Genomic DNA, 22,209 nt, shown 5'->3' with positions numbered 1-22,209 from the left:
GTGAGAAAGGCCCTGCCAGGGGGGATTTAACGACATTTATTCTTTTTGATTAAAATAAATCTTTTTAATGCGCATCATCCAATTTTTTGAAACGATTAAGGTTTATGTGATCGTCAATCGTGTTTGCCCCGAAACGGTAGAGATTTAACGCTATTCACGCTATGATTATTAAAACCACCCATACAGGAGACGATCATGCCCAGCCATAAAAACCGCGAACATCTCGAAGCGATCCGCGACAATATTGCCGCCTCCCCTGAACTCAGCGATGCCGAAAAGAGCGACGGCGTGAAACTCGTCGAAGAGTGGATCGCCGAAGACAAGGGTTTCGGCCTGCTGTATGACGCCCTCGTCGGCCTCTCCTCGAAATTCGACCCGCTGCTCAAGGAGCTGGGGCTCGACTAGGCCCTTCCTGCGGTTTAACCCCCGGACGCTATACTGTCGTCATCAAACAGGGGGATACGCATGAAACATTTTTTTGTCCTGATGCTGCTCGGCCTTCAGCTCGTCGCGGCCGAACCGTTCTGGCAGCAGGTCCTCTCCGTCGAAGCGGAGCTTTACGCGCCGCGCAGCGATACGAATGCCTCGGAAGCGGCGGGGGTCGACGCAAAACTCGACGCCTTTGCCGCTTTAATCTCGGCGCTGAAAGCGGCCCCCTACAGCGTTGAAAACCCCGTCAACCCCTTTTTCCACCCCTCCGAAGCGGATGCGCAGCTCTACCGGCTCTCCGCCAAGATCCGCGTCAACCGCGAACAGGGGAACAGCCTGGCCGAAACCCGCGACCGCCTCGCCGTGCAGACGCTGAAGCTGCAGCAGCGCATCTTTGTCTTTTTCGCCTCCCTCGCGGCGGAGTGGACCACCCTCGATACGGAGGCGCTGAGTGCACGGGTCCGCGACGAGATCAACCAGCTTCAGGCGATCGGCGTGGAGGCCGATGTCCATGCCGCGGCAGAGGTGAGTGAGGAAGGGGAGATCGCCGATGCCCTGCGCCAGAACGCGGCGGCACTGCAGACCCACTACCTTTTCTACAAGGAGCTGCTGGACTACCTCCAACTTCATCCCCAGAGCCTCCAGTATCGCTCGCTGCTGCAGCGCATCAAACTCGACAGCCTGCTCGCCCTCCTCAACGACAACACCGTTGCCGCCGAGATCAACACGGGCCTGCGCTACGTCAACACCGACGTCGGCCGCCTCACGCTCTTTGCGGCCAGCCTGCTGCTCGCCTGGCTCGTCGCCGCGCTGCTCTACTACCGCGTCTACCGGCTGATGCAACACCTCATCACCCGCAAAGAAGACCTGACGGACGAGATGATGCTCAACAACATCGAGAGCATCCGCCGCCCGCTCTTCATCATTATCCTCGCCTACGGCCTGCAGGTCGGTCTGGAGATCCTGCAGCATCCGAGCAGCTCCCAGGATGAGAGCACCCTCTTCTACTTCGTCTACCTAGCGGCCTTCAGTTACATCGTCATCCGGCTGGTCGACAACTTCTTCTACCACTTCCTGCATCAGCGCACCGGGCTCAAGAACCGGCAGATGCGCAGCGAACTGGTCAACCTCATCCTCTCGATCATCAAGATCGCCATCATCATCACCGCCGTTCTTTTCTTCCTGGTGCATATCGGCGTCAATATTACCGGCCTCGTCGCTTCGCTGGGCATCGGCGGCCTGGCGGTCGCCCTGGCGGCGAAGGATACGCTCAGCAACTTCTTCGGTCTGCTCAAGATCCTCTCGGACAACTCCTTCTCCCAGGGGGACTGGATTCAGGCAGGAGACGTCGAAGGGACCGTCGTCGAGATCGGCTTCATCAGTACCGATATCCGCACCTTCGACAACGCGCTCATCACGGTGCCGAACGAAAAACTCGCCAACGTCCCGCTGAAAAACTACAACCGCCGCAAGGTCGGCCGCCGTATCAAGATGCATATCGGCGTCACCTACGGTTCGGACCGCGCAGCGCTGGCCAAGGCGATCGGCGAAATCCGCCAAATGCTCCTGGAGCACCCCGATACCGTCGTCCCGGGCGAATATGACACCGAGATGTACAACCGGCTGAAAAAACGCGAAAAGCGCCTCATCTCTGTCGAGGACAAGTTCGGCATCAAGACGAGCCTGATGGTCTACCTCGATGAGCTCTCCGCCTCGTCGATGGACATCCTCATCTACACCTTCACCAACACCGTCGACTGGGAGGAGTGGCTCCGGATCAAACAGGAGATCATCTTCAAGATCTGGGAGATCCTCGACGCGAACGGTCTCGCATTCGCCTTCCCGTCGCAGTCGCTCTACTTTGACCAAGATAACATTCGCGACAGCGTGGCGCCGATGTTCAAAAATCAACCGGAAAAATAACCCCCGCCAACAAAAAAGGGACTATAATATGGGCAACCATGCCCGAGGAGAATGATTATGGCCCACCCCGAAGCCGGCACCCAGGCTACCGATGCACAGTTGATCGACCTGACCGATCTGATCGCCCGATACTATGAGCTCAAACCCGACCCGGCCGAAGCGACGCAGCGGGTCGCATTCGGGACCTCCGGCCACCGGGGCAACTCCCTCAAGGCCAGTTTCAACGAAGAACACATCCTCGCCATTACCCAGGCCGTCTGCGAATACCGCAAAAGTGCGGGCATTACCGGGCCGCTCTTTATCGGCCGCGACACTCACGCCCTCTCCGACCCGGCCCAGATGACCGCCATCCGCGTCTGCGCCGCCAACGAGGTGCAGGTCCGCATCGCCGGGGAGGACATCTTCACCCCGACGCCGGTACTCTCCTTCACCATCCTCGAATACAACAAGACCCATACGGAAAAAGCCGACGGCATCGTCATCACCCCGTCGCACAACCCGCCCACCGACGGCGGCTTCAAGTACAACACCCCCAACGGCGGCCCCGCGGACACCGATGTCACCGCCGTGATCGAGCAACGGGCCAACGAGATCCTCGAACACCGTCTCGAAGCGGTGCACGCCCTCAGCCTCGAGACGGCGATGTCCGGCGAATACGTCGAGACCTATGACTTCATCACCCCCTACGTCGAAGCCCTGCCGCAAATCGTCGACATCGAGGCCATCAAGGCGGCAAAACTGCGCATCGGCGTCGACCCGATGGGCGGGACGGCCCTGCCGGTCTACCGCAAAATCAACAAGCTGCTCGGCCTGAACCTCCTCCTTGTCAACGAAAAGGTCGACCCCCGCTTTGCGTTTATGACCCTGGACCACGACGGTAAGATCCGCATGGACTGCTCGTCGCCCTACGCCATGGCCTCCATGATCAAACTGCGCGACAAGTACGACATCGCCTTCGGCAACGACGCCGACGCCGACCGCCACGGCATCGTCACGCCCCACAGCGGGCTCATGAACCCCAACCACTACCTCAGCGTCGCCATCTGGTACCTCTTCACCCACCGCCGGAAAAAAGGCGTGCTCTCTTTTATCCCCTTCATCGAAGGCAAAGCATGGAAAGACACCGACATGGGCATCGGCAAAACGGCCGTCTCGAGCTCGATGATCGACCGCATTGCAAAAAGCCTCGGTGCGAAACTCTATGAGGTCCCCGTCGGCTTCAAATGGTTCGTCGGCGGCCTCTACGGCGGCGACCTCGCCTTCGGCGGCGAAGAGAGCGCGGGGGCGAGCTTCCTGCGGATGGATTCGACCCCGTGGAGCACGGACAAGGACGGCATCATCATGAACCTCCTGGCCGCCGAGATCCGCGCCGTCACCGGCAAGGACCCGGGCGCCATCTACGAAGGCTTCGAAGCGGAGTTCGGGCAATCCTTCTATGCCCGCATCGACGCCGTCGCGGACCCGGAACAGAAAGCGAAACTCAAAGCGATCACACCCGAGGACATCACCGCCGACACCCTCGCCGGCGAGCCGATCGTGCAGCGTTTCAGCAACGCCCCCGGCAACGACGCCACCCTGGGCGGGCTGAAGCTCGTCACCGAAAACGGCTGGGCCGCCATGCGCCCGTCGGGCACGGAGGACATCTACAAGATCTACGCCGAAAGTTTTATCTCCGAAACCCACCTTAAAAGGATCCAGGAGGAGGCCCAGGCCATCCTCTCGGATTTCTTCGCCCGATAGATGCCGCGCTACGACCGACTGAAAGCCATCGCCCAGGAGGCGGGCAGCCTCTTCCTGGAGGGGTACCACGCCCCCAAAGAGGTGCGCTACAAGAGCGACATCGACCTCGTCACCCAGTACGACGTCGCCGTCGAGGAGCTGCTCAAAGCCAGGCTCGCCGAGGCCTTCCCCGACCATACCCTTGTCGGCGAGGAGAGCAGCGCAACGATCACCTACCCTGAAAAGGCGATCTACATCGACCCCATCGACGGCACGACGAACTTCGTGCACGGCATCCCCTTCTGCGCCATCTCCATCGGCATCTGGGAGGATCAGCAGCCCGTGGCCGGCTGCGTCTACAATCCCGTCCTCGAGGAGCTCTTCTATGCCGAAAAGGGCAAGGGGGCCACGCTCAACGGCGAACCCATCCGTGTCGACGCCGAAGCCGACAGCCTGCCGCGGGCACTGATCGCGACGGGCTTTCCCTATACCAAGATCGAGCAGGGCGGCGACTACGAGTGGGTGCTGCGCACCATGCGCAGCATGCTCCCCTTTACCCGCGACATCCGCCGCCTCGGTTCCGCGGCCCTGGACCTCTGCTACACGGCCAAGGGCACCTTCGCGGGCTTTTACGAGATCAACCTCAAACCGTGGGACGTCGCGGCGGGGATCCTGATCGTTCTCGAAGCCGGCGGGGCGGTAAGCCGCGAGGACGGGGAGCCCTACACCCTGGAGCGGCGCATCATCGTCGCAACCAACGGGAAGATCCACGATGCGCTGGTGGCAAAACTGGGAGAGGCGCCCGCAACGTAGCCGCGTTTGCGCTACAATGACACTATACCAACCCAGGAGCCGGCCATGGACGGCATCAGCGTCAAGATCAACCCGCTGCACCTCGAAGACCTCCGCAACGAACACCATCCCTCCCTGTTTGACGAAAATCCCGACTACGACATGCTGATCGTGCGCCTGCCGGTCATCGGCGAGGAGGTTCAGATCGTCTCGACCGGCTTTATCCTGACACAGGCGGGCAGCTACCGGTTCGACAGGGAACGCAACAGTTTCGTACCCCTTGAAGGCCGTTTCGAAGGGCCCCACCGCGTCATCGACCCGCTGATCGACCGGCTGCTCAAGGGGTTCAACAGCTACCTGGAGCGCGTCGCGGACATGGAGGAGCGGCTCTACGCCGACAGGGCCGAAACCGATTTCATGACGCAGTGGCTGGGGCTGAAACGGGACATCCTCCGGGTCGAGCGGGTCCTGGCGCGCACCACCACCGTCCTCGCGGAGGTGACGGAGCATTACGAACCCCTGGAGCGATTCCCCGTCGACCACTATGCCGACCTGCACGAGCACACCGACCGCCTCCTGCGCTCGGCGCTGCACCAGCTCTCCAAGCTCGACTACATCTACAACTTCCACAACGCCCGCACGAACGAGAAGATGAACCGGCTGATCTATCTGCTCACCGTCATCTCGGCGATCTTCCTGCCGCTCAACCTCGTCGTCGGCTTTTTCGGGATGAATACGGGCGGGCTTCCTTTCGCCCAGAGCCCGGCGGGAACGGCCAATGCCGTCATGCTGATGGTGCTGCTGCTCCTTCTCACCTCCGCCGGGCTGCTGCTGTGGCATCGGCACCGGGTCACGCAACACCACTGACAGGAGCCTGCCGATGCACACCCTTCTCCTCTTTTTACTGCTGATCGGCGCCCTTCAGGCCGCCGACGTCAACACCACCCTCTACGAGAGCAGCGACAAACCCGCCCTCTACAAAGCACTGCGCATGCAGATTGATGCGGCACAGGCGGCGGGCACCCTGATGCCTGCCCAGGCCGACGCGGAACGCACCGAACTGGAGCGCCTGCGCCGCGCGGCGGCCCAGACCCCCGCGGACGAGGAGGACCCGAGTACCCTTCTGTCGCAAACGTCCCCGACGCTGGAACAGGCCTATGAAGCCCTGGCCGCGGCGGCCGCGGCTTCGGTCCGGCGGGAGAACGCGGAACGCAAGCTGCGCGACATTCAGTCCAAGCTCACCTTTTTGAAGCAGACGATCGAACAGCTCACCGTCGAGGAAAAGTTCCGGCTGCGCGCCTACCAGCTTCAGTTCGCCTACTACAAGGTCCAGCAGCAAAACCTCGAGGCCAAACGCGACCGGCTCGGAGCGTACGGCACCGCCGTCGCGCAGACCCTCGCGCAACGCCTCAAAGCGATCCGCTGCACGGGGAAAGAGCTACGCTCGGAGATGCAAACGGCCGAAACCAAAATCGAAAAAAGCCAGCAGCGAAGGCTTGCCGCCGAAATCGCCCTGGAGGGGGCCGAACTGGAGGAGAGTGCGCGCAGCGAACGCCTCGCGGCGGACCTGAAAAAGGCCAATGCCGATTACAGCGGGCAGCTCCAGACCAAACTGGCATCGGCCGCGAAACTGGCGCTGTGCATGCTCATCACCAAGGAGAACGACGCCTTTTTCGCCCTGCTTGACAGCATGGAGGCGGACGCAGGGCACCTCACCGGGGACGCGCGCAGCCGCTTCCGCGCCCAGAACGCGCAGCTGCGCAGCCTCGCCAAGGCGCACTTCGGGGTGACGGCCCTCGTCGTCGGCGATACCCTCCACGAAACGAAAGCGCTGCTTAAACGCGCCGGCGATACCCTCACCGCCCCGCTCTTTATCTTTAACGAACGTCCCATCAGCATCCTCAGCCTCCTCAAGGCGCTGGCAATCCTGGTCGTGGGCTTCTTCCTCGGCGCGTTCTACAAACGCTGGATCGCGCGCCTGGCACGGCGCTGGCCGGACATGAGCCAGATGTCGATGCGCCTCGCGTCGAACATCGGCTACTACCTCATCGTCTTCGTCGCCGTCATCATCGCCATGGGAAGCCTCGGCATCGACATGACCTCCATCTCCCTCATCGCCGGGGCCCTCTCCATCGGGGTCGGTTTCGGGCTGCAGACGGTCGTCTCCAACTTTATCGCGGGGATCATCCTGATGTTCGAGCGTACGATCCGCATCGGGGACACCATCGAGATCAGCGACGTCCTACGCGGGCGCGTGACCGACATGCGCATCCGCTCCACGACAGTCAAGACCTTCGACAACATCGACATCGTCGTGCCCAACTCCTCTTTCATCCAGAACAACGTCATCAACTGGACCCTCGAGGACGCGACCCGGCGTATCCACATCCCCTTCGGCGTCGCCTATGGTACCGAGGTCGATGCGGTGAAGAAGGCGGTGCTCGAAGAGCTGAAAGAGAGCAGCCTCTCCTATCTCCGGCATGACCCGGAGAAACAGCCCGAAGTGTGGATGGTCAACATGAACAGCAGCAGCGTCGATTTCGAGCTGATCGTCTGGGTGGAGTGGGCCAACAGGAACCGCCCAAGCGCCCTGCGTTCGGACTTCCTTATCCTTATCTATAACGCCCTGAACAAACACGGCATCCAGATCCCCTTCCCGCAGCTCGACCTCTACGTCAAACAGCTGCCCAAAGACGGTTTGTAGCGCGTTAGCGGCGCAGTGTCGCGATCAGGCGCTTCTCGTTCAGCAGCAGCCCCAGCGCCTCGCCGATCTGCTTGCAGACAATGTCGCTTGCCATCAGGGTCGCCGTCGCGCACCCCTCGTCCCCGACCAGGGCGATACCGAGCCCCGCCGCTTTGAGCATCTGCGCGTCGTTGCCGCCGTTGCCGACCGCCGCACAGTGCGGGGCACCGAGTTCCCAGATGTAGGCGGCCTTCTCCCCCGTATGGTCGCTGCTCTGCAGCACCTTGACCGTGACGCCGTAGGGCGCGACCGCTTCGGCGACCGTGCCAAAGGTGTCGGAGGTGATCACATGCACGTCGTAACGCGCGCAAAGCGGCCCCAGCAGAGCAGCCGCCTCCGGTGTCAGCGCCCCGTCCAGGGCGAGCGTCCCGTTATAATCGAGAACGACGTGGCGCAGGGTCAATGTCGCGTAGTGGGGGATGTCAATGACGGTTTCATTCGGCATAAGCGTTCCTTTTGCAGCATCATACCATGGCGCCTCTAAAGTGCGTTCTTATCGAAAGAGGACTATGATTCGGAAAAAGCGAAAAGGCCACGCATGGATGACATCCGACTGACCCAATACAGCCACGGTGCCGGCTGCGGCTGCAAGATCTCCCCCAAGCAGCTCGATAATATCCTCCAGAGCGCCCGCGAAAACATCAGCTACCCCGCCCTGCTGGTGGGCAACGCCAGCAACGACGACGCGGCGGCCTTTGACCTGGGTAACGGCACTTCGGTCCTCTCCACGACGGACTTCTTCATGCCCATCGTCGACGACCCCTTCACCTTCGGGCGCATCGCCGCGACCAACGCCATCAGCGACATCTACGCCATGGGCGGCAAGCCGCTGATGGCCATCTCCATCTTCGGCTGGCCCATCGCCAAGCTGCCCGACGAGGTCGCCCGCGAGGTGATAGAAGGGGGGCGTTCCGTCTGTGAAGCGGCGGGGATCCCCCTCGCCGGCGGCCACAGCATCGACTCTCCCGAGCCCATTTTCGGCCTGGCCGTCACCGGCATTGTCGACAACGAACATCTCAAGCGCAACAACGGCGCCGAAGCGGCCTGCGAGCTCTTTTTGACCAAGCCGATCGGCATCGGCATCCTCACCACCGCGCAGAAGCAGGGCAAGATCGCGCCGGGCGATATCGACCCGGCCGTCGAGGCGATGACGACGCTCAACGCCATCGGCGCCGCCATCGCCCACATGGAGGGCGTCACCGCCGTCACCGACGTGACAGGTTTCGGGCTTCTGGGCCACCTCGCCGAGATGGTTGAGGGGAGCGGCATCGGTGCCGTCATCCGCTTTGACGACGTCCCCCTGCTGCCGAAAGTCAAGGAGTACCTCGCCATGGAGTGCGTCCCGGGCGGCACCCGCCGCAACTTCCAGAGCTACGGCCACAAGATCGGCCCGATGACCCCGGAGCAGCAGGATATCCTCTGCGACGCCCAGACCTCCGGCGGCCTGCTCTGCGCCGTGCGCCAGGAGGCCGTCGCCGATTTCCTGGCCCTCGCGGAAGCGGAGGGGCTGCACCTCGAAAGCATCGGCGAGACCGTTGAACGCGGAACGCACCTGATCGATGTCGTTTGACCTCCCGATCGGCTCCCTCGACGAGATCGAGGCGATAAAACGCAAGAACCTCCCGCTCACCGATGCCTTCCGAAGCATCGTCTTGGAGAACCGCCCCCTCATCGACGTCCGCGCCCCCGTCGAGTTCGAAAAAGGCGCCTTCCCCGGTGCCGTCAACCTGCCGCTGATGACCGACGAGGAGCGCCGTCTCATCGGCATCCGCTACAAAGAGGCCGGCAACGCGGAAGCCGTGGCCCTCGGTAAACAGCTCGTCGGTCCACACAAACAGGAGCGGGTCCGGGCCTGGGCCGACTTCATAAACGCCCACCCCGACACCTGGCTCTACTGTTTCCGGGGCGGCCAGCGCTCCCAGATCGCCCAGGCGTGGCTGGAGGAGGCCGGGATCGCCCTGCCCCGTCTCAAAGGAGGGTACAAGGCGTTCCGCCACTTCCTGATGGAGGAGAGCGAACGCATCAGCGGCGAAGCCGACACCCTCATTATCAGCGGGCGCACCGGTACGGGAAAGACCCTGCTGATCCACCAACTGGCAAACGCCGTCGACCTCGAAGCGCTCGCCAACCACCGCGGCTCCTCTTTCGGGCGGCACATCACGCCGCAGCCCTCCCAGATCGATTTCGAGGACCGCCTCGCTTATGCCCTGATCCGCCACGAGGCGGCGCAGCACCGCCACCTCGTCATCGAGCACGAAAGCCACAACGTCGGGCGGCTCTACATCCCAAAGCCGGTCTATGACAACTTCCTCGAAGGGGGGCTTATCATCCTTACCGCCACGATGGAAGAGCGGGTGGACATCACTTTCGACGAGTACGTCGCCCACGCGCTGGAGGAGTACCGGATCATGTTCCCCGAGCAGCCTGAACGGCACTGGTTCGATGACGCCAACGCGGGAATTGACCGCATCAGAAGGCGCCTCGGCGATGAACGCTTCCGGCAGATCAAACAGCTCTTCGCCGGCGCCTTCGCCGAGCAGCTCCGCAGCGGGGAGACCGAGCAGCACAAACCGTGGATCAGGATGCTGCTGCGCGACTACTACGACCCCATGTATGACTACCAGATCGCCAAAAGCCCCATCCCCGTCCTCTTCCGCGGCAATGCCGGCGAGGTGATCGACTATGTCCGCAGCCGTGAAGATCGACGCTGACATCAAGCGCTTCGGCAAACGCCTCCAGGACGCCGTCGTCGTTGCGGACGCCGCCAACTTCTACGCCGCCAAACGCACCAACACCCAGCGCCACAACCTGCAGTGCTACATGCAGCAGATGCGCGCGCTGCAGCCCACCCTGCTGCTCGTCGGCGAAGCCCCCGGCTACAACGGCTGCCGCCTGACCGGCATCCCCTTCAGCTCCGAAGCCCTCGTCGCCGAAGGCGTGCTGGAGGGAAGCCTCTTTACGGCACAACACGGTTACCGGGTCGCCAGGCCCCCCTACACCCGCGAACAGAGTGCGGGAATCGTCTGGGAGGTGCTGCAGAAGCACCGCACCGCCGCGCTCTGCTGGAACGCTTTCTGTTTCCACCCCCACGGCCGGGGCGATCCCGACTCCAACCGCAAACCGACAAGCAAGGAGATCGACTACGCGGCCCCCTTCCTGCGCCGCCTCCTTGCCCTTTTCCCCTCCGTGACCACCGTCGTCGCCGTCGGCAACAGCGCGGAAGAGGCCCTCAAACGGCTGCAGATCTCCCATACCAAAGTCCGCCATCCCGCCCGGGGCGGCAAACCCGCTTTCACTGCGGGGATGGAAGCACTACTGGCATGCCGCTGACACCGGCACCGTTTTACATCGGTATCGACCTCGCCTGGGCGGAGGGCAATCCCAGCGGCGTCGCTGTCCTCGATGGGGAGGCGCGGCTCGTCGCTTACAATTATGCGGAGACGGTCGAAGCGATCCTCGACGTCGTCCGCGCCTATCCGGGCTGCCGCGTCGGCGTCGACGCCCCGATGATCATCCCAAACGCTACGGGCCACCGCCCCAACGAGCTGCAATTCCTCAAAACCTTTGCCCGCTACGGCCTCGGGGTCCACGCCGTCAACACGCAGCTGTTTGAAAAACGTTTTAAACGTTATGCGGGGTTTGCCCTCTACGAAGGGCTCGAAGCCGAGGGGATCGGTTTTGAAGAGGGCACCCTTTTCGAAGTCTATCCCCACGCCACCATCCTCGCTCTCTTCAACGGAGGCAAGGTCCTGCGCTACAAAGCGTCCGCCCCGAGGGAGACGCGCCTGAGAGCCATGGCGAAGCTGCAAACGGCCCTGTTTGAAGTCCTAACGCTCCCAAACAGCCTTAAAACGCCTCTGGGGACGCTCAGGGGCAAAGCACTCAAGGCCGAAGAGGATTTTCTCGACAGCCTCGTCTGCGCCTACACGCTCTGTTACGCTGCCGAGAAAAGATGTCTGACGTTCGGGGATGCGGCGTGCGGCGTCCTGCTGACGCCGCCGGGGCTCACTCCGTCGTAAAGAGGGTCCCCGACGTCTGTTCTCCGTCGAGCAGATAATTGCGGGCGGCGGTGAGGTCGAAGCCGTTGCACAAAAACATATCGATGCCGCGCCGCATCACGAAATCGGCGGCTTTCAGTTTGGTGACGATCCCGCCCGTGGCGAAGAAACTGCTGGGGGTCGCTTCATCCAGCAGTTCTCCGGGGGTGAGGATCGTTACCTTTTTGCGCAGCTGCGCATCCGCGTGCTCTTTGGGGTTCTTGTCGAAGTACCCCTCGATATCGCTGAGGATGATCAGCTGCTCCGCCCCGATCGCAAAGGCGACGTTGGCGGAGAGCTGGTCGTTGTCGCCGAAAAGCTGATCGGGCGTGGAGGTGATGTCATTCTCGTTGACGATGGGCAGAATATCGTTCTGAAGATGCGCATCAATGATCTCCTGGAACATCTTCGTGCGTTTGCGGGAGTCGAAATCATCCTCAGTCAGAAGGATCTGGGCGGTGTCGATGTCGTAGATGTCGAACTTCTTTTTGTAGCTGGTCATCAAAATCGGCTGCCCCGCCGCCGCCAGCGCCTTCTTGCCGATCTGTTTGCGCTTGTCGAGTTTGAGCGCCGAGTAGCCCGCCGCGACGGCGCCGGAACTGACCAAAACAACATCATATTTTTTCTTCAATTCGGCCACCATGGAGACAAGGTTGAGCATCCGCTCCTTGGCGATATTATTGTTTTCGGTCAGGACGGCGGTCCCGACCTTGATCACTAAACGTTTCATTCATCTCTTTCGCTCTGTTTTGCCATTTAGAATGATGGCAGTAAGTCTCCAAAGTACCAGAAAATCGAAAAAATTGCAAAGTCAGCTCTGCAGCAGCACCAAAAACTGCGCCCCGTAGCGCTCGAATTTCACCTCGCCGACGCCGCCCACCTCAAGCATCTGCGCCTTGCTCTGCGGCCGCGATGCCGCCATCTCCTTGAGGGTTTTGTCCCCGAAAACGACATAGGGCGGCACCCCGTGCTCCTGGGCGATCTCGAAGCGCAGGGCCCGCAGCGCCTCGAAAAGCTCCGTATCGTAGTCGAAGCTTTCCGGCGCGGCCGTTTTCACGGTCTTGGCCCGGACGTTGAGGCGGTCGGCACGGATAAGCACCGGTACCTCGCCCTTGAGAACGGCCAGACCCTCCTGGGTCAGAAAGAGGCCGTGGTGCGCGTTCAAGTCCACCGCCCCGATCTCGAGCATCCGGTCGATGAGTACAAGCCACTGCTTCTTGTTCAGGGCCTCGCCGACCCCGTAGACGGAGAGTTCGTCATGCCCGTTGGCGAGTACCTTCTGCTCCCGCGAGCCGCGCAGGACGTCGACAAGGTAGCTCTTGCCGAACCGCTGCCCCGTACGGTAGACGGCCGAGAGAAGCATCTGCGCCTCGGTCGTGATGTCGCGCCTGTCGTACTCGGGCTCCAGACAGTTATCGCAGTGCGTCCCGCAGGGCGCGATGCGGTCGCCGAAATACTCGGCGAGCTGCTGGTGGCGGCAGGTCTCCGCCGAAGCGTAGCGGTGCACCGCGCCGAGCTTCTGCATCAGGTGCGCCTTGTACTGCTCGTCCTCGTTCATCTCGACGAACCGCTTCTGCTGAATAAGGTCCTGGGCCCCGAAGAGCATGACGACGTCGGCATGGTCGCCGTCACGCCCCGCCCGACCGATCTCCTGGTAGTAGTTCTCGACGGTCTTGGGCAGGCTCATGTGAAAAACGTAGCGGATATTGCTCTTGTCGATGCCCATCCCGAAGGCGATCGTCGCGACGATGATCCGGACTTGATCGTGCACGAAGTCGTGAAAAACGGCGTTGCGCTGCTCCGTCGGCATCCCGGCATGGTAGGCCGCCGCCGCATACCCCTTCTGTTGCAGGAAGTTCGCGACAGCCTCGACGCTCTTGCGGGAGAAGGCGTAGACGATCCCGCTCTCCTCCTTATGGTCATCAAGAAAGTCCCGGAGCTGGTCGTACCCGTCCTTGATGCGGTGGCGCACGGTGATCTGGAGATTGTCGCGGTAGATCTGCCCCTGCAGGACTTTGGGGTCGTTCAGGCGCAGCAGGCGCAGGATGTCCTCGCGCACGTGCGCCGTCGCCGTCGCGGTGAATGCAGCGATGGCAATACCGGGGAAGTAATCCCGCAGCTGCGACAGGGCGCGGTAATCGGCGCGGAACTCATGCCCCCACTCGCTGATACAGTGCGCTTCGTCAATGACGAAGTAGTTGAGCCGGATCTGGGAAAGTATGCTGCGCATCCCCTCTGTGTTGAGGCGTTCGGGGGAGAGGTAGAGGAAGTCGATCTCCCCGGCGTAAAGGCGGCGCACAATCTCGCCGCTCTCCTCCGCCGTCTGCATCGAGGAGAGCATCTCCGCGCGCATCCCCTGGGCTTTCAGGCTCTGGACCTGGTCGTGCATGAGGGCGAGCAGCGGGGAGATGACGACGGTCGTTCCCTCCATCAGCAGCGCCGGCAGCTGGTAAGAGAGCGATTTCCCGCCGCCGGTGGGCAGGATCATCAGCAGGTCGCGTCCGGCGAGGATGGCGTCAACGGCTTCCTCCTGCAGCGGGCGGAAGGCGTTGTGACCGAAACGGTCTTTGAGTACGGAATATTTATCGGTTATGTGATCAGGCATGGCAAAACTTTTTCACATCATAGCCAAATCGCGGCGGCAACGTGAAAAAAGCGGCAGCGGTGTCATCCGCACGGGGCGGACGGGACCTTACATGTCGTGGGAAGAGGCGTATTCGGGGGTGCAGAAGATGCCGCAGTGGCACTTGCCCTCTTCGGGGACTTCCTGCTCAATAGCAGGTTTGCAGGGGCAGATGCGGTCATCGGCACTTTTGTGTTTGCCGTTCTCGTCTTCGAGAACCATGAAACAGGGGCAGAAACGCTTTCCGTACAGTATCTTGTGACGAGCCAGTCCCATCAGGACCCCCTCGTTGACGTCATGATTCGGGTTGTAGACCCATCCGAACTGGGCGTTGACTTTGTCGGTGAATTTTTTCGTTTTTTCGAGTTCGGCGAGGAACTCCGGTGAACTCATATCGACCATCTGCATCATCGATTCCTTGTTGTTTCGGGGTTCTGCGCCCCTTTTTTCGTAGCCACAAGTATAGGGAGACGCGACTTAAAGGCAAGAAACCCTTTTCCCAAATCGTGAATCCGTAAGGTTGATGTGTCACCGTACGAAATACATTATCGGCGCCGAAAGCCCTCACAGCCCTGCCCGGCACGCCCTCCGCAAAGCAGAAATTTTGCTTAACACAAGAGGCCCCGGGCGGGGCGGAGCGGAACGGATTGTGCACACCTCCGGGGCAAAAGATGATGCAAACATAAAGCTTTCAATGCAGAATCGCTTTAAGCGTTTGGGTTGATCCTAAAAGGAATATACTTCGCACATGAAACCGGAACTCATTATCGTAGGAGCAGGCCTGAACGGTCTGCTGTTGGCCTTTCTGCTGCAAGAGAGCTACCGCATCATCCTGCTCGAAGGGCGGCCGCGCATCGGCGGCAGGATCCTCACGGTCGAGGAGGCGGGGGAGCGCTTCGACCTCGGACCAACCTGGGTGTGGCCCCACCAGCACCACATAAGGCACCTCATCGATGCCCTGGGTCTCACCCTGTTCCGCCACTATGACCAGGGCGCCTTCGCCTATGACGCGCCCGAAGGCGTGCAGTACTTCCGCACCGGGCAAAACGCCCCCTCCTACAGGATCGAAGGGGGGGCGGGTATGCTGACCTCCTCCCTGGCCGAACGCCTTGGCGACGTCGACATCAGGCTGGAAACCCCCGTGCGTACGATCCGCTCGGACAGCGAGGGCGTCACCGTGCACACCGACGGCGAGGCGCTGCGGGCCTCGCACTGCATCGTCACGCTCCCGCCGCGCCTCTGTGCCGATACCATCGCCTTCGAACCGCCGCTGGCGGCAGCGATGCGTGAAAAAATGCTCGCTATCCCGACCTGGATGGGCTTTTCGTCCAAGTGCATCGTCACCTATGCCGAACCGTTCTGGCGCGAGCGAGGGCTCAGCGGGTTCGCCACCAGCCACCGCGGCCCCCTCTCCGAAGTGCACGACGCTTCGACCCGGAACAAAGGGGCGCTTTTCGGCTTTTACCACACCCGTTCCGCCGACGACTCCCAGCCCGAACGCGTCATCGAACAGCTTGAGCGCCTATTCGGGGCGCCGGCCCGCGACTACGAACTCTTCCGCTACCACAACTGGCGCAGCGACCCCTATACCTCCGTCCCCGCCGACCGAGAACCCCTCGACGCCCATCCCCGCTACGGGATGGAAACGAAGGCTTCGGAACGCATCCGCTTCTGCGGAACAGAGACCTCCGCCGAAGAGGGCGGCTACCTCGAAGGCGCCGTCATCGCCGCGATGCGGCTGGCAAAAGCGTTGATGGAAGCTTGACCGCACGCTTCCGCAGGGCGATCGGTATCACATCTATTACGGCATTGAAACCTATCTGTAAAAATCCTTGTTATTTTTAAAAAATTTATTTTTTAAACCCCATTTCAATTACTGCTGTTTTCATACAAAAACGTCCCTACTTTATATAAATAGGCAAATTATTGACAGAATTACCCATTCATTTTACGCAAGCAATAGACTATTATGCAACCAAAAAATTGTGATAGATAATCGCACTCTTTTTTTGAATTTTTAAAAAGCTTTCTAGGAGAACAAATGAACAAATCAACACGACTGGCGCTTGCTGCCGTGACAGCACTCGGGGCAACGTCCGCATTCGCGACCAACGGCGACCACCTTATCGGTCTCGGGGCCAAAGCGCGCGGCATGGGCGGAATCGGCATCGGACTGAGCCACGGGGCGGAATCGGCCCTGGCCAACCCCGCAATGATTACCGAAGTCCCCGCCACGGAGGTCTCGTTCGGCGGCACGATCTTCATGCCGGATGTCAAATACGACGGCGGTGCGGGCTACCAGCAGAGCGATGCCGACCTGAATGTCATTCCGGAAGTATCGATCGCGGCCAAGATCAATGACAACTTCTATCTCGGTGTCGGGATGTGGGGTACCGGGGGCATGGGAACCGATTACCGCGAAGACACCTCGGGGACCACGATGCAGATGGTGACGAACCTGCAGCTGATGCAGTTCGGCGTCCCGGTGGCGTATACCTCTCACGGCTTCAGCGTCGGCGCGACGGCAATCATCCAGTACGGGGCGTTGGATATCAACTATAACAACGGGAGCACCGTCGGCTCAGGCATCGCGCAGGATATTGCTTTTGGGTACACCCTTGGGGCTTCTTACGACCTCGGCGAAGCCGGCATCAACGCTGCCAAGGTGGGCTTCGTCTATAAATCCGCCATCACGATGGATTACAAAGACCAGCTGACGAATGCGACGGCCCCCTTTGCGTCCGCGGGCGTTACCGGCATCTCCTCGGAACTGGAACAGCCGGTCGAATACGGTGCGGGGCTCTCCTATACTCTGGGCGGCCATACCGCCGCGTTCGACTATAAGCGTATCGCCTGGAGCGACGCCAAAGGGTACAAAGATTTCGGCTGGAGCGATCAAGACGTCTTTATGGTCGGCTATGAATTTACGTCCGAACTGGGACAGCTCAGAGCGGGATACAACTACGCCAAGAGCCCGATCAAAGAGCTCGACTGGATGAGCAACGGCGGCGCGGCACTGAATATGTTCAACCTGCTCGGGTTCCCGGCCACCGTGGAACAGCACTTCACTGTGGGGGGAACCTATCACCTCAATGAAACGCTCGCGTGCGACCTCGCCCTCGCCTATGCGCCGGAAGTCGAAGAGCGGTTTACCTCCGCCACCCTCTCCGGCCCGTACGAAATCGGATCGAAACACAGCCAGTCCAGCGTCAGCATGCAGGTGACTTACGCCTTCTAAGGGCGCGCTCACCGCAACATTGCATTCTCGATAAAGGCGATCACTTTTTCGGCGGGCATCTCGCAGGGTTTAAGCAGCGGGACGGAAGACGTTTCGTAGTAATTCAGGCTCACGAAGTCATTGCCCCCCAGCTCTTCGGCGTAGAGTTTGATAAGCCTGCCGCCCAGGTGCGTCTCTTTGCTCATCAGGTAACGCTTCCCTTCATATAACACCTCCTGCGCCCCGTCGGGAAAGGCGCGCAGTTTTTCACAGTAGGACATGGACCGTGTCTCCTTCGTTGATCGTCCCGCCCGTTTCGATCACAGCGCGGATACCGCCTATTCCCTTGAGACCTGTCATCATGTCCTCGCCAAGCAGCCGTGAAAGATAGCGGCAGGGCGGCGCGCTCCGCACCCACCGCAGCGTCACCTCCCCAATACGGAACCGCTGTCCCTTGAGTGCGGCGAAGTCGATCCCCTCCGTGACGATGTTGCGCCGGAAATCAGCGGCAGAGAGTGCCGTACCGAGCCTCCGGTTGCACTCGGCGATCGCCTCGGCGGCGATCAGCGTCACCTCGCGCACGCCTGGGTCGAACTGCGGCCCGTTGAAACTGCCGCGGCCGAAATAGTAGCGGTCGCCGGCAAGCCCCCTGCCCGCAACGGCGGTAACGGAAGGCACGCTCTCGAGCGCCGATTTTGCTTCGGGACCGATAATGAGGGAGACCACCCTGCCGTTTCGTTCATTCATGCCTGAAATCATACCAGGCCCGGAGGGGTGGGAAAAGAGGGGTTACGCGGAGAGATCCGGGCGCGCCGGAGTGCTGGCCATGTACTGTTTGAGCTTCGCAATGTGGGGAAAAAACTCGCGCTTGAGTGCATCGCTGTGCATCTTGATCTTGGAGAAGTCCATAGCCTCGTCCACGTTGAACCGTATAGCATTTTCAGCGCCCTGCTCGACAATACAGCTGATCGGCGAACTCGTACGAAGCCATTCACACAGGCGGTCTGCCAGCTCTTTTCCAATGACGGTTTCAACCTCTTTTGACGTGATGAACATCTGATAATTCCTTAATAATAAAATGCGTAAGTCTACTGCGCTACCGACTCTGCAGCGTCTCAGCCTTGTCACATTATTATTACAAAAATTCATGTTTTCCACCTAGTAAAACTGCGCTATTTTTCATCACTACACATAACATTTTCCAATGTGTTACGGTTGGATACATCTAACGATTTGACAGAGTTTCCTTGGATGAGTTAATATTTTAAAAACTAATTTAACTAATAACTAATTAGGTACTTCATATGCTAAATAAAAGAGAACTACTCGGTGTCATAGAATCTCATGCAAACAATATTCGTCTAGTCAGTGTATTGCGGGTTTTGGCCCGCAGAGGAAATTTGGGTGAAAGTTTTAGAGTTGCAGTGGGTGAAGACACTATAAACAATAATGGCTTACGTAAATCTCTGCAACTCCTAGGGGACACTGGCAAACTAACACATACTGCCGACCAGCTTTATTTTACGGCTGTAAGGTCTGCTATTTCGGAGGCCTTCGAGTTAACAAAGGACTACTGTGCTAACTCGAATCAAACCCAAAAAATGGAAGCACAACCTTGGTTTTATGTTTTTCGCATTTTGCGTAATGCTATAAACCATAACTTTATTATTAAGTTTGGTAAATACGATCCTCCAAGACTTCCACTAGAATGGGGTACGATTACTCTTGAAGCATCCATGGAAAATCAAGAACTCTCATTGAACATGCTTCCGGTTGCTGATGCACTTGATTGGCTAGAATGCTTGGAAGAGTTTATAATCAATGAACTGCATTGACTAAGACCAATAACTTCGTGAAGGGAAAAGATGGATATTAGCGCCGGAGTACTCTGGGACATCTTCAAACACACCGGCTCATGGCTCATCAACCTGGGCCGTGCGGGCGAAGCGCGCAAACGGCAATCCGTCAAAGCGCTGAGAGACGTCATTACCGCCGCGCGGGAAACTGCCGTCTATATCCGGCAGGTGCGCGACACCGGCACACGCGACCACGCTGCGGAGAAGCATCTGACCGTGCTTTGGACGGAACTGGGATTCGCCCTGCACGACCTCGGCATCGAAAAGCTTGCCCGAAGGTGCCAGATCAAGGGTAAAGAGTGGTCAAACCCGGAGCAGTACAACCCCGCGTTCCTGGAAAAGGCGCATATCAGCCTGGAGCGGATGGAGCGGATAGCGAAGGAGATCCTGCGCCAGATCGAACAATAAGCGCTACCGTTGCGCTTTCGCAATCGCCTCTTTGCACAGCGCCGTGATCTTCCCGAACGCCCCCGCACCCACATCCGCTTTCGGCACGATCCAGCTCCCGCCGACGCACGAGACGTTCGGCAGGGCGAGAAAGTCATTCATATTGGAGAGACCGACACCGCCGGTGGGGCAGAAACGCATCTGCGGGAAAGGCCCGGCGAATCCCTTGAGCAATTCGACGCCCCCGACGGCGGTGGCGGGGAAGAGTTTGCAGCCCGTGACGCCGGCGTTGATGGCCATCATCACTTCGCTCGCCGTCGCGACACCGGGGATGAAAGCAATCCCCTCCGTCGCACTCGTTTCCAGCAGTTCCGGACTGATACCTGGACTGAACGAGAACCCGCCGCCCGCCTCACGGACCCGTAACAGGCCGTTAGCGTCGATAACAGTCCCGGCGCCGACACGCATTTGCGGCACCGCTTTGGCAATGGCCTCGATGGAGGCAAGGGCCGCGTCGCTGCGCAGGGTCACTTCCATAATGCCCACACCGCCTTCGAGCAACGCTTCGGCCAGCGGAATGGCGTCTTCCGCCTTTTCAAGCACGACGACCGGGACGACCGGTGAGATGGTAAAAAGTTCCGCTGCCGTCATGCCCGCTCCTCTCCGACGGCGTCGAAGATCGTCGCCCCCTCTTCCGCGCTGCCGACGTTTTGGCGCATGAGGGCGAAGAGTTCGCGGCCCATGCCGTGACGGTTGTGCAGAAGCGACGGCGTGGCGGGTTCCCGCGCAGCCAGTTCCACCGCATCGACCAGCAGCTCCAGCCGCTTTTCATGCACGTCGAGCACCATGCGGTCCCCGTCGCGCACCTTGGCCAGAAGGCCGCCGTGGGACGCTTCGGGGGTCATGTGGATGGCAGAAGGCACTTTGCCCGACGCCCCCGACATCCGGCCGTCGGTGACGATGGCGACCTTGTACCCTTTGTCCTGCAGCACGCCCAGCGGCGGCATCAGGCCGTGCAGCTCCGGCATGCCGTTTGCCCCCGGTCCCTGGAAGCGGACGACGGCGATGAAGTCGCGTTCAAGTTCCCCCGCCTTGAACGCGCTCTGCAGCGCCTCCTGGGAGTCGAAGACCCGCGCTTCGCCCTCGATGTGCATCAGTTCCGGTTTGAGCGCGGAGATCTTGATGACGCTGCGGCCGAGGTTTCCCTCCAGCAGCGCCAGTCCCCCTTCGTGGGAGAAGGGCTCTTCCACCGTCGAGACGACGTCGGGGTTGAGCGAGGCCTCCGGCGCAGGGTGAAAGGCGAGCGCACCCTCCTCCAGCACCGGGCGCTCCGTATAGCGGCGCAGCCCCGTCCCCATGACAGTCTGTACTTCCTCGTGCAGCAGCCCCGCATCGAGCAGTTCGCGGATGACGAGCCCCATGCCGCCCGCGTCGCGGAAGTGGTTGACGTCCGCCTGGCCGTTGGGGTACATCTTGCACAGCAAAGGCGTCACGGCGGAGAGGGCGTCGAAGTCGTCCCAGGTCAGCACGATTCCCGCCGCCTTTGCCATGGCGATGAGGTGCAGGGTGTGGTTCGTCGATCCCCCCGTCGCCATCAGGCCGATGACGGCATTGACAAAACTGCGCTCGTCGATCATCCGCCCGACGGGCAGGTAGGTCTCTCCCAGCTGGGTGAGCGCCGCCACCCGCTGCGCCGCCGCCGATGTCAGTGCGTCGCGCAGCGGCGTGTTGGTATTGACGAAGGCGCTGCCGGGAATGTGCAGCCCCATCACTTCCATCAGCATCTGGTTGGAATTGGCCGTGCCGTAGAAGGTACAAGTCCCGCTGCTATGGTATGAAGCGGCCTCGGTCCGCAGTAGGGCATCCTTGCCGACCTTGCCCTGGGCGTACTCTTGGCGTACAAGCGCCTTTTCGGCATTGCTGATCCCCGAGGGCATCGGGCCCGCGGGGACGAAAACGGCGGGCAGATGCCCGAAGGTCAGCGCCCCGATGAGCAACCCCGGCACGATCTTGTCGCAGATGCCGAGGTAGAGTGCGCCGTCAAAGACGTTGTGCGACAGGGCGATGCCCGTCGCCATCGCAATGGTATCGCGACTGAAAAGGGAGAGTTCCATCCCGGGCTGCGACTGGGTCACCCCGTCGCACATCGCCGGCACCCCGCCGGCCACCTGCGCCGTCGCGCCGACATCCATGAGCGCGCGCTTGATCAGCGGGGGGTAGGTAGCATAGGGCTGATGCGCGGAGAGCATGTCGTTGTAGGCGGTCACGATACCGATATGGGGCGTCACCGTCCCTGCCAGTTTGTGCTTCTCATCCTTCGACTCCGCGGCCATGGCGTGGGCGAGGTTGCTGCACCCCAGCACTTCGCGGTTGGCGTGGTGCGCATGATGCGCCGCGTCGATCCGCTGCAGGTAGCGTTCGCGGGTCGGGAGGGATCGCGTGCGGATCCGCTCGGTCACTTCAAGGATAACGGGATGCATGAT

23 protein-coding genes are annotated in these 22,209 nt (G+C 60.5%); 14 read left to right on the top strand and 9 right to left on the bottom strand.

Annotated features, from left to right (window positions below; all coding sequences use genetic code 11):
* Nucleotides 1-195: 195 nt before the first annotated feature.
* Genes WCX72_RS00175 through WCX72_RS00150 form a run of 6 tightly spaced genes read left to right on the top strand, consistent with a single transcriptional unit; the run spans nt 196 to nt 7,567 of the window.
* The gene (locus WCX72_RS00175; RefSeq protein ID WP_345970209.1) at nt 196-405 is read left to right on the top strand and encodes a hypothetical protein; all 210 of its coding nucleotides are present in this window, start codon (nt 196-198) and stop codon (nt 403-405) included.
* A 60-nt stretch (nt 406-465) separates the two neighbouring features.
* The gene (locus WCX72_RS00170; RefSeq protein WP_345970208.1) at nt 466-2,352 is read left to right on the top strand and encodes a mechanosensitive ion channel family protein; all 1,887 of its coding nucleotides are present in this window, start codon (nt 466-468) and stop codon (nt 2,350-2,352) included.
* Nucleotides 2,353-2,409: 57 nt separating this feature from the next.
* Complete coding sequence (pgm, locus tag WCX72_RS00165) at nt 2,410-4,092, top strand: phosphoglucomutase (alpha-D-glucose-1,6-bisphosphate-dependent) (RefSeq protein WP_345970207.1); 1,683 nt, start codon at nt 2,410-2,412, stop codon at nt 4,090-4,092.
* Nucleotides 4,093-4,884, top strand: a complete 792-nt coding sequence (locus tag WCX72_RS00160; RefSeq protein ID WP_345970206.1) for an inositol monophosphatase family protein — start codon at nt 4,093-4,095, stop codon at nt 4,882-4,884.
* A gap of 45 nt (nt 4,885-4,929) precedes the next feature.
* Nucleotides 4,930-5,730 (top strand): CorA family divalent cation transporter, encoded by an 801-nt coding sequence (locus WCX72_RS00155; protein ID WP_345970205.1) that lies wholly within the window; start codon nt 4,930-4,932, stop codon nt 5,728-5,730.
* A 13-nt stretch (nt 5,731-5,743) separates the two neighbouring features.
* Nucleotides 5,744-7,567 carry a mechanosensitive ion channel domain-containing protein gene (locus tag WCX72_RS00150; RefSeq protein WP_345970204.1) on the top strand — a complete coding sequence of 608 codons (1,824 nt, stop codon included), beginning with the start codon at nt 5,744-5,746 and terminating at the stop codon, nt 7,565-7,567.
* Between the two features lie 4 nt (nt 7,568-7,571).
* On the opposite strand, the gene WCX72_RS00145 is transcribed toward WCX72_RS00150, so the two are convergent.
* Nucleotides 7,572-8,051 carry a haloacid dehalogenase gene (locus WCX72_RS00145; RefSeq protein WP_345970203.1) on the bottom strand — a complete coding sequence of 160 codons (480 nt, stop codon included), beginning with the start codon at nt 8,049-8,051 and terminating at the stop codon, nt 7,572-7,574.
* A 93-nt stretch (nt 8,052-8,144) separates the two neighbouring features.
* Here WCX72_RS00145 and selD point away from each other — a divergent pair, with 93 nt between their 5' ends.
* Genes selD through WCX72_RS00125 form a run of 4 tightly spaced genes read left to right on the top strand, consistent with a single transcriptional unit; the run spans nt 8,145 to nt 11,625 of the window.
* Complete coding sequence (selD, locus tag WCX72_RS00140; protein WP_345970202.1) at nt 8,145-9,176, top strand: selenide, water dikinase SelD; 1,032 nt, start codon at nt 8,145-8,147, stop codon at nt 9,174-9,176.
* Complete coding sequence (mnmH, locus tag WCX72_RS00135) at nt 9,166-10,317, top strand: tRNA 2-selenouridine(34) synthase MnmH (RefSeq protein WP_345970201.1); 1,152 nt, start codon at nt 9,166-9,168, stop codon at nt 10,315-10,317. Before selD ends, mnmH begins: the two co-directional genes overlap by 11 nt.
* On the top strand, nt 10,289-10,936 hold the full coding sequence (locus WCX72_RS00130; RefSeq protein WP_345970200.1) for a uracil-DNA glycosylase: 648 nt from the start codon (nt 10,289-10,291) through the stop codon (nt 10,934-10,936). Before mnmH ends, WCX72_RS00130 begins: the two co-directional genes overlap by 29 nt.
* The gene (locus WCX72_RS00125) at nt 10,927-11,625 is read left to right on the top strand and encodes a DUF429 domain-containing protein (RefSeq protein ID WP_231019552.1); all 699 of its coding nucleotides are present in this window, start codon (nt 10,927-10,929) and stop codon (nt 11,623-11,625) included. Before WCX72_RS00130 ends, WCX72_RS00125 begins: the two co-directional genes overlap by 10 nt.
* On the opposite strand, the gene proB is transcribed toward WCX72_RS00125, so the two are convergent.
* From proB to WCX72_RS00110, 3 genes are all read right to left on the bottom strand, one after another.
* Nucleotides 11,612-12,373 carry a glutamate 5-kinase gene (proB, locus tag WCX72_RS00120; RefSeq protein ID WP_231019551.1) on the bottom strand — a complete coding sequence of 254 codons (762 nt, stop codon included), beginning with the start codon at nt 12,371-12,373 and terminating at the stop codon, nt 11,612-11,614. The genes WCX72_RS00125 and proB overlap by 14 nt on opposite strands.
* Before the next feature lie 81 nt (nt 12,374-12,454).
* Nucleotides 12,455-14,248 (bottom strand): DNA helicase RecQ, encoded by a 1,794-nt coding sequence (gene recQ / locus WCX72_RS00115; RefSeq protein ID WP_345970199.1) that lies wholly within the window; start codon nt 14,246-14,248, stop codon nt 12,455-12,457.
* A gap of 87 nt (nt 14,249-14,335) precedes the next feature.
* The gene (locus tag WCX72_RS00110) at nt 14,336-14,677 is read right to left on the bottom strand and encodes a ferredoxin-thioredoxin reductase catalytic domain-containing protein (RefSeq protein ID WP_345970198.1); all 342 of its coding nucleotides are present in this window, start codon (nt 14,675-14,677) and stop codon (nt 14,336-14,338) included.
* A gap of 337 nt (nt 14,678-15,014) precedes the next feature.
* Here WCX72_RS00110 and WCX72_RS00105 point away from each other — a divergent pair, with 337 nt between their 5' ends.
* Together WCX72_RS00105 and WCX72_RS00100 are read left to right on the top strand one after the other, a co-directional pair.
* On the top strand, nt 15,015-16,031 hold the full coding sequence (locus tag WCX72_RS00105; protein WP_345970197.1) for an NAD(P)/FAD-dependent oxidoreductase: 1,017 nt from the start codon (nt 15,015-15,017) through the stop codon (nt 16,029-16,031).
* 276 nt (nt 16,032-16,307) lie between these two features.
* Entirely contained in the window at nt 16,308-17,504 is a 1,197-nt protein-coding gene (locus tag WCX72_RS00100; protein WP_345970196.1) for an outer membrane protein transport protein, read from the top strand.
* Nucleotides 17,505-17,512: 8 nt separating this feature from the next.
* On the opposite strand, the gene WCX72_RS00095 is transcribed toward WCX72_RS00100, so the two are convergent.
* From WCX72_RS00095 to WCX72_RS00085, 3 genes are read right to left on the bottom strand one after another with little or no spacing between them, the layout of a single operon-like run.
* Nucleotides 17,513-17,764 (bottom strand): peptide methionine sulfoxide reductase, encoded by a 252-nt coding sequence (locus WCX72_RS00095; RefSeq protein WP_345970195.1) that lies wholly within the window; start codon nt 17,762-17,764, stop codon nt 17,513-17,515.
* Nucleotides 17,751-18,230, bottom strand: a complete 480-nt coding sequence (locus WCX72_RS00090) for an MOSC domain-containing protein (RefSeq protein ID WP_345970194.1) — start codon at nt 18,228-18,230, stop codon at nt 17,751-17,753. Before WCX72_RS00090 ends, WCX72_RS00095 begins: the two co-directional genes overlap by 14 nt.
* 42 nt (nt 18,231-18,272) lie before the next feature.
* On the bottom strand, nt 18,273-18,539 hold the full coding sequence (locus tag WCX72_RS00085) for a hypothetical protein (protein WP_345970193.1): 267 nt from the start codon (nt 18,537-18,539) through the stop codon (nt 18,273-18,275).
* A gap of 248 nt (nt 18,540-18,787) precedes the next feature.
* On the opposite strand from WCX72_RS00085, the gene WCX72_RS00080 reads away from it, so the two are divergent.
* Nucleotides 18,788-19,318 carry a hypothetical protein gene (locus tag WCX72_RS00080; RefSeq protein WP_345970192.1) on the top strand — a complete coding sequence of 177 codons (531 nt, stop codon included), beginning with the start codon at nt 18,788-18,790 and terminating at the stop codon, nt 19,316-19,318.
* 30 nt (nt 19,319-19,348) lie between these two features.
* Entirely contained in the window at nt 19,349-19,747 is a 399-nt protein-coding gene (locus WCX72_RS00075) for a hypothetical protein (RefSeq protein ID WP_345970191.1), read from the top strand.
* Between the two features lie 3 nt (nt 19,748-19,750).
* On the opposite strand, the gene eda is transcribed toward WCX72_RS00075, so the two are convergent.
* Nucleotides 19,751-20,377, bottom strand: a complete 627-nt coding sequence (eda, locus tag WCX72_RS00070) for a bifunctional 4-hydroxy-2-oxoglutarate aldolase/2-dehydro-3-deoxy-phosphogluconate aldolase (RefSeq protein WP_345970190.1) — start codon at nt 20,375-20,377, stop codon at nt 19,751-19,753.
* The gene (gene edd, locus WCX72_RS00065; RefSeq protein WP_345970189.1) at nt 20,374-22,206 is read right to left on the bottom strand and encodes a phosphogluconate dehydratase; all 1,833 of its coding nucleotides are present in this window, start codon (nt 22,204-22,206) and stop codon (nt 20,374-20,376) included. Before edd ends, eda begins: the two co-directional genes overlap by 4 nt.
* Between the last annotated feature and the right edge of the window lie 3 nt (nt 22,207-22,209).

It is taken from the genome of Thiomicrolovo immobilis (assembly GCF_039645955.1).
GTDB lineage: Bacteria > Campylobacterota > Campylobacteria > Campylobacterales > Sulfurimonadaceae > Thiomicrolovo > Thiomicrolovo diazotrophicus.
This window is presented reverse-complemented; position numbering and strand designations above follow the sequence as displayed.